Annotated in this window: 1 protein-coding gene; it reads left to right on the top strand. The window is 49.3% G+C overall.

Translation table 11 applies throughout. The features are described 5' to 3' along the window. Positions 1–291, top strand: a 291-nt coding sequence (locus R7E38_RS22850) for a hypothetical protein (RefSeq protein ID WP_318082135.1), incomplete at its 5' end; no start/stop codon positions are given. Between the last annotated feature and the right edge of the window lie 526 nt (positions 292–817).

Here is an 817-nt window from a genome sequence, read left to right as displayed (position 1 = left end):
GGACGATTCGAAGTAGCCACAAAAGTAATAAAGGCAAGGGCTAGAAGGATGGCGGCACCAGAGTTAAGATCATGCACCGTTCTTGCAGAAGACCCAAATTCTGTTCCCTGGATCCATGCCAGGCAGCTTCCAACTACCTGTAACTCCAGTTCCAGGAGATCAGGCGCCCTCTTCTGGACTCCACGGGCACCTGCACTCACTGCGCAAACGCCAGCACAGCCTCTCAGGAATATACATAATTCAAATAAAATAAATCAGAAAACAATAAGGACAGCAGAAACTAGCATTTAAGAAGTTTCAGCAGCCATGAGCATGTATTATTTTGAGTGAAATGCACATTGAACTTTTGTATAAAAGCCATCGAAGGTGCTGTATTGGATTATTTTAGAGCCCATCCTGGGTTAGATGAATTGGCTTCCAAGGATGACCAAACAGTGAGTGGTTTGCGCATACTCCTGGGAGAGGTAAGAGCCTCACCCTGAATTGCCAAGACTCCTCCTCCCAGAAGTATCCTTGGAATGGGGCAAATGAAACCCCGGAGCAAGCGCTGCGAAGACAGTCTGTGAGGCTTAGCAACCCCCGGGCAAGACAGCAGTGTACTGGGCAGGTTGCAAGCCTCTCTGTACAGTTAGTTTCCCTAGGATGCCCTAGGTTCAGTTCACATATGCAGGACTGCTGGCTGGACCCGCTGCCTGACTCTGGTTGTCCCACTCTTCCCACAGTTAGCTGTCCCCTTTGCGTCCTTCGTAGTCATTGTACGGACTGGCTGGAGTATGGGCTCTCGGGATAGAGAAATCCTTTTGGCGATTCTGCATCT

Source organism: Vibrio sp. Vb2131, assembly GCF_033338535.1.
Taxonomy (GTDB): Bacteria; Pseudomonadota; Gammaproteobacteria; order Enterobacterales; family Vibrionaceae; genus Vibrio; species Vibrio alginolyticus.
Note: the sequence above shows the minus strand (reverse complement) of the source record. Positions and strands in the feature narration are given on the sequence as shown.